Source organism: Methanoregula sp., from assembly GCF_028679125.1.
In the GTDB taxonomy this organism is placed as follows: domain Archaea; phylum Halobacteriota; class Methanomicrobia; order Methanomicrobiales; family Methanospirillaceae; genus Methanoregula.
Genome location: NZ_JAJRCG010000007.1, coordinates 134993 through 141606 on the forward strand (window position 1 = coordinate 134993; position 6614 = coordinate 141606).

At 52.0% G+C, this 6614-nt stretch carries 5 protein-coding genes; 4 read left to right on the forward strand and 1 reads right to left on the reverse strand.

The genetic code is table 11. The annotated features are described in order from the left end of the window. The first annotated feature begins 235 nt into the window (after window positions 1-235). Window positions 236-460, forward strand: coding sequence for a type II toxin-antitoxin system HicB family antitoxin (locus LUQ43_RS07050; protein WP_299965600.1), 225 nt, complete (start codon window positions 236-238; stop codon window positions 458-460). Between the two features lie 299 nt (window positions 461-759). Continuing rightward, entirely contained in the window at window positions 760-1194 is a 435-nt protein-coding gene (locus LUQ43_RS07055; RefSeq protein WP_299965602.1) for a PIN domain-containing protein, read from the forward strand. Between the two features lie 385 nt (window positions 1195-1579). Here LUQ43_RS07055 and LUQ43_RS07060 read toward each other — a convergent pair whose 3' ends face one another. After that, the gene (locus LUQ43_RS07060) at window positions 1580-1807 is read right to left on the reverse strand and encodes a hypothetical protein (RefSeq protein ID WP_299965618.1); all 228 of its coding nucleotides are present in this window, start codon (window positions 1805-1807) and stop codon (window positions 1580-1582) included. On the opposite strand from LUQ43_RS07060, the gene LUQ43_RS07065 reads away from it, so the two are divergent. Together LUQ43_RS07065 and LUQ43_RS07070 are read left to right on the forward strand one after the other, a co-directional pair. Then, window positions 1737-2645 (forward strand): DUF3344 domain-containing protein, encoded by a 909-nt coding sequence (locus LUQ43_RS07065; protein ID WP_299965615.1) that lies wholly within the window; start codon window positions 1737-1739, stop codon window positions 2643-2645. The two genes, LUQ43_RS07060 and LUQ43_RS07065, sit on opposite strands and share 71 nt — an antisense overlap. A 285-nt stretch (window positions 2646-2930) precedes the next feature. Next, window positions 2931-6614: DUF2341 domain-containing protein (locus tag LUQ43_RS07070; protein ID WP_299965604.1), on the forward strand; the 3684-nt coding region annotated here is incomplete at its 3' end.

Sequence of the window (6614 nt, forward strand, 5' to 3'; positions counted from 1 at the left end):
CGGACACCGGAGACCGGGTCGGGTATATCTTTTTGAAAGAAACGCCGATTACCGATCATACTCCTCCGGCATATCTCTTTTCCCTCCCGGAACAATGCGTGCTCACATCTTTCAGGATGTATCCGGTCCCACATCCCGCGCCACCCACCCCGCGATCCTAGGAGCGCGTTTACCGGGGTATACTTGTTCACCTTGCTGCAAAAAGAATTTAGACATGAATACTAAGTATGTGTATATGAAAACACTCCATGTTCCTATCATTATCGAGACCGATGAAGATGGGGTGTTTATTGTCTCCTGTCCCCTGTTCAAGGGATGCCATACCTATGGCAGGACTATCGATGAAGCTCTTGCCCGCATTAAGGAAGTGATTGGGCTCTGCATGGAGGACTCACAGCCGGAACAGCTCAATACCTTTGTGGGAGTTCCGGCTCTGTCGGGTGCGGGATATCTTATATGATGCGGCGGACCATTTCCTTGAATTACTATTATATTACGACCCGTTCCAGTATACAATAATCAAAAAGGGGGAATTTATTATTACAAAAATTATGGCGAAGGTATCGTCAGGGTTGTATATCCCCAGGAATGTTCTCAGAAAGGCAGGCATTCATGATGATGTCGAAATGGACTTAGGGGAGCAGGTGATCCGGATTTTTCCGGCAGGAAAAAAAGTTCCCCCAAAAAAAATCTCCCGGGCATCCGTATTCTGGAATTGTGTCGGAAGTGCGGATGTACCCGGGATAAACGGGCGGGATCATGACCGGTACCTCATTGAAAAATAACACCTTCGTTTTTATTGATACAAGCGCGCTTTTTGCTCTGGTCAACCGGTCCGATGCCGATCATGAACGGGCAAGACAATGTTTATCCTCTCTTTCAAATGACAACACCACTCTCGTTATCTCGAATTTTATCCTGTCTGAAACGTATACTCTTATTTTATACAAAATCGGCAGGACTACTGCCCTGCAGGTGGTAAACGGGCTTTTTGAAACCTGTGAACTTGAACGGGTATCTGAAGATGATGAAGAGCATGCCTGGCGGATTATCAATGATTTTGACGATAAAGATTTCTCCTATGTCGATGCGACAACGTTTGCGGTCATGACACGCCTGGGCATCACCAAGGCTTTTTCCTTTGATGAGCATTTTAACCAGTATCCCCCGGTACAAAGAATCCCCGAGTTATAATGGTTTTTTCTGATACTCATGTAACAACAATACCATGTCTGTGAGTAAAGACCCCCGCCCGCGTGGCTGATGTGCGATCGGGATCCGGGAACGCTTCTTTCCTGACAACGTTTGCAATTCTCTGATCTGTTTTCCCACAACCGCTATTTCCCTGACGGGCACACACGCTCCCGTGCCACCTACCCCTGTTCATGAAGGATCCTACCGCCCGAAAAACCCCCGCCCCACAACCATTCCCCACATTATACTCAATAAACTACCGGATAGCACCCCGGCTCAGTATCACAAAAATAATATTAGTAAAATCAAGTGCTACAAAAATTTAAGAACGTATTAATAGATCTTACGCAGATGAGATCGTGTTCGCAACCGGTGCAGCTGGTGATTATGCATACATATTCGCAACCGATCCTGCGGACATGAGGAACTTTGAATGAAAGAAAACAGAACTGAAAGCAGACTCGGCAGGTTCGCATACCTGCTCAAGGGCGGAAAAGCCGCGCAGGTCATTCGCGCTCATGATGGCGCTGGTGCTTGTGGGGATGCTATCGCTTGCCGGCGTGGTGTCGGCGGACAGCGCATGGCTGGGCACGGTCCCAGTAACGACACTCACTGGGACCGTGACAGGTAATGTCAATGTTACATTTGCCAACACGTGGAATTCTGATAACCCGGTTGACAACGACAACACTACAGGGGCGTTTACATTACCTACAAATGAAATATCGAATGTCCAGTTTGCACGTCTGTACGTTGTGCCGTACACTGGAAACATGACCGAAGCGTGGAATGGAACACTAACCGTTAAACTGTACCGTAATAACGTGGGTAACGTGACCCTTGTAGAAAATCAGCCACTGGATCTGGTGTATGTCAACACAACCGGAACCGTATGTGACTCTACGATTTCAGTGCCCCCGTTCACATCCACAACAAATGGTTTATGTCGGGTCACCAGCGATTACGTGTCGATCTTTGATGTAAAGGATTACATAAACCAATCGGATATAAAGTTGTACATCAGTACGACCAACGTATCCGGAAGGTTCGATGGTCGCATCAAGGAAGCAAAGCTCGTCTACGGTTGGAATGCAGACAACGGTGCAACCACACGGTACTGGATCAACGAAGGCCAGGACCCAAGCACATACTATGATGATGCTTACACCGCCGATACAGTCTTTGCTGTACCCTCAGGGGGAACTGTTTCCAGCGCCACATTGTACACCGATGATATCGCATCGGCAAATGGGGCATACCAATGGAATTACGATACAGTTACCCCAACAACCACATTAGGGTCCAACAGTTATGCACGACTCAACAAATTTACACTTGCCACTAATACGATCAATCTCGGTCAAGAAAATTCACTGACCTACGATCGGTACGGGACCAACAAGTGGTACAAACTGGGAGTGGCAGTCCTGAAAATCACTTATTCATCTTAACCCTTTTTTTTGGTTTTGTACGGGTATATTCAAGGGATTATCCTGATTTTGATCATACCAGGAGATTTACGTTCAGGGAGTCGTTGTATGCACAGCGGTCCCGAATCGGGAACTGCGTTCTCTCCTTCTTTGGGTATCTCGTTGCACGATTCACTCACGGGCATTGTGTACAGCAAATGCGCATGGGCCCGGCCACATTTATTAAAAAAATCAAATTTGATGTTACTAATATTAAAAAAGTATTAACTTATATATGAAAAATTTTAATTGTACACAAGAAAGGATATGAAACATAATTTTAGTCATACAAAATTTCAGCGGGAAGTTCCGCATACACTTCCTGTCGGACACTTCCGGACTCTGCTGTTCCTCTTCATCGGTCTCATGCTGCTCTGTACAGCCATGGCATCAGCCCATGACGGGAGCATGGACATTTTCTCCGGCCATTACCGCACCTATGTCAGCGGGACTCCCACCGAACTCACGGGTTACCAGGTAAAACTGGTTTTGTATAACGTGTCCGGTACCAACTCCGCAGACACGATTTACCTGCCGGGAATCGCCCAGCCCACCTACAACGATGTCCGGTTTACTCTGAGCGATGATACCGGACTGAATTACTGGATGGAGACGCCGACCGGCACGAACAGCGCCATCTTCTGGGTCAGGGTTCCCACGATCCCGGCAGGTTCCGGGAATACGATTCCAATCGACATTTATTACGGGAACGCAACCACCGGAAGTGCGGCCAGCGGGGACGCCACATTTCCCCTGTTCGATACATTCGATGGATCGTCCCTGAACACCACCAAGTGGAGTCTTGTCAGCGGTACTGGTGCTACCATCAGCAATTCGCTGTTAACGATGAAGGGAAACAACCTGATTCGGTCCAATACGTATTTCAAAAACAATGCATCGCTGCGGTACTACGCGAACCTGTATGGATATGGTCATAGAAACGGTTTCGATTATAGTGGCAGTAGTTCCACAAATACAACGTATTTCCAGATTACCAGCAGCAACCATGCGTATACTTTCGCTACGTATGCTAATTCAGCGGCATCAGGAAGTGCCACTGCTGGAACGTGGTCTGCAAATGCATACCAACCTGTGGAATTGTCCTGGAATTCGACATATACAGCGTTAACGGTGGGAACAAATACCCCGGTGACGATGAATGTCGCATTAACGGAATCATTGCCCGTATTTATACGTTCAATGTCTTCAACACGATCCGGCTACTACGACTGGCTGTTCGTGCGCCAGCTCGCTGATACCGAACCGGTGATGTACCTGCCGGCAACGGCTCCTGCCGCTGGTTTCAGTGCAAACAAAACGAGCGGCTATCTCCCGCTTGCCGTCCAGTTCACGGATGCCTCCACAAACCAGCCGGCAACGTGGGCATGGGACTTCAACAACGATGGCACCATTGACAGCACGGCCCCCAATCCAGTGTACACATATACAGCAGCCGGAACCTATACGGTCACTCTCACCGTGACAAATGCAGCGGGCACAGCCACCGAGACAAAGACCGATCTTGTCACAACAACCATGCCCTCCCCGCCCGTTGCCGGCTTCTCCGCAGATACCGTGACCGGAAGTGCCCCGTTAAAGGTCACTTTTAGCGACGAATCTTCCGGCTATGTCACGGACTGGGCATGGGACTTTGGTGACGGGGACACGACAAATGCCACCAAACAGAACCCCCTTCACAAATATGTGACACCGGGCAAATATACAGTGAATCTCACCGCATCGAATGCTGGTGGCAGCAACAGTGCGGTAAAGACTGAGTACATTACCATTGGAGAACCAAGTACCGTCCCGGTCGCAGACTTCTCTACGAGCGTAACCTCAGGAACTGCACCCGTAACCGTGGCATTCACGGATAAGTCGGTTGGCACAATAACCAGCTGGGCCTGGGACTTCAACAACGATGGCGTGACAGATGCGACCGCGCAGAACGCCACATATACCTATACCCTCTCGGGCACCTATACAGTCAACCTCACGGTCGCCGGCCCGGGCGGATCGAACAGTGCCGTCATGACCGATCTCATCTCAGTAGCATCGACCAACGCAGATCTCAAAGTCACGGGGGTTACATCACTTGCCCCCCGAACGGTCAATACCGTTACGGCAACCCTCAAGAACATTGGGTCAAGCGATGCCGGGGCGTTCAAAGCCAATTTCACTCTTGACGGCAACACGACAACATTCGATATTACCTCGCTTGCTGCGGATGGTACCACAACGATAAGTGTCACCGATCCGGTAACAAGCCGCAAACTGGGCAACACCGTCCCGCTCACCATCACGCTTGACACGGAACATGCCATTGCCGAAACCAATGAGACCAACAATGTTTACTCAACACCGGCAAAGGTCATCAGGAGCGGGAGTTACTACCAGGGTGGCCGGTCCTACAGTGGTTACGATATTGAGACCGGGAACTACACGGAAGGACACATTGCCGTTAAATATGCTCTGGGTTCCGGCTACCAGACCGGTGGTGGATGGTATTCCACGACAGCGCAATGGACTGCTGATGCCCTCCCCGTCCCGACCGATGCAACCATCCGGGCAGCACGGCTCTACCAGTCCTATACCTGGAGTGACAACGGCAATCCCAATTTCACGGTCCAGTTCAACGGCAACACCGTTGAGCAGGTTGCATTCTATGGTGACGGGACTGCCGACAACACGGATGTTGACGATTATAACGGGCAGGCAATCTACGATGTGACGCCGTACTTCAGCAAGACGGGCAACACGGCCATCATCAACGCAGAAGCGCCAAAGGGCGGTCTCTACGGCGCAGTCCTTGTCGTTGTCTACGAAAATACCAGCGAACCATACCGGAAGATCTGGCTGGACGAGGGATCCGACAGCCTCAATGCGGCAACCACCGGGTACGCCATGTTCGGCAATGTGACCACTGCAGGGGCCTCCTCCGCAAAGATGACCACCATCCTCCCCTCCGGTGGCGACAACGCCCAGGGCAGCATTCTCTTCAACGGGCAGACTGCAGCACTCAAAGGAACCGGTGGCAGTGATCCCGGGTATAAGTATTACGAGGTCACCAGCGCCCTGCAGGACGGCACCAATGAACTGGGTGTAGTATGCGACGGGTACATGAACCTTGCCACCGCGATCCTGGAACTCACCTACGAGGCACCCCCCGCCACCTCGTTCTCCGCAAACGCAACATCCGGTGCCGCACCGCTGCCCGTCCTGTTCACGGATGCCTCGTACGGGGCAACCGTCTGGCAGTGGGACTTCAACAACGACGGCACCATCGACAGCACCGACAAGAACCCGGTGTACACCTACACCGCGGCCGGGACGTTCACGGTGAACCTCACCGCAACGAACGCGTACGGCTCTGCTACGGAGTCGAAGACCGCATATATTACGGTCACCGGGGCAGAGGCAACCTCCGGCCCGGTCGTGGCATTCTCCGCCACCCCCGTGAGCGGTACATGGCCGCTCGCCGTCCAGTTCACGGACGAGAGCGCCGGGACCATAACCGCGCGGTCGTGGGACTTCGGCGACTACAGCACGCCATCGGCCGAGCAGAACCCGCTCCACACCTACACCACGGCCGGCACGTACAACGTGACCCTGTCCGCCACCAGTGCGGACGGGACCAACACTACGGTTAAGGAAAACCTCGTCACGGTCAGCCCGGTCACCGGGTCGCGGCTCCTGCTGACCGATGCGAAGAACGGCACCGTCTCCGGTGACCTGTACGTGGGTTCGTTCCAGCCGGTGCCGTTTGCCACCCAGCCCACCAGTGATGATGTGACTGTACGGGACTTTGACCAGCGGTTTGCAATCCCGACGTTCACGAACATCCAGTGGGCCCGCCTCTACGTCAACGTCTACTCCGGTTCCGGGTCCGCCAACTGGCCCTCCCGCACCACGATCTCGCTCGATGGTAATGGTGATGGAACCTACGAGACC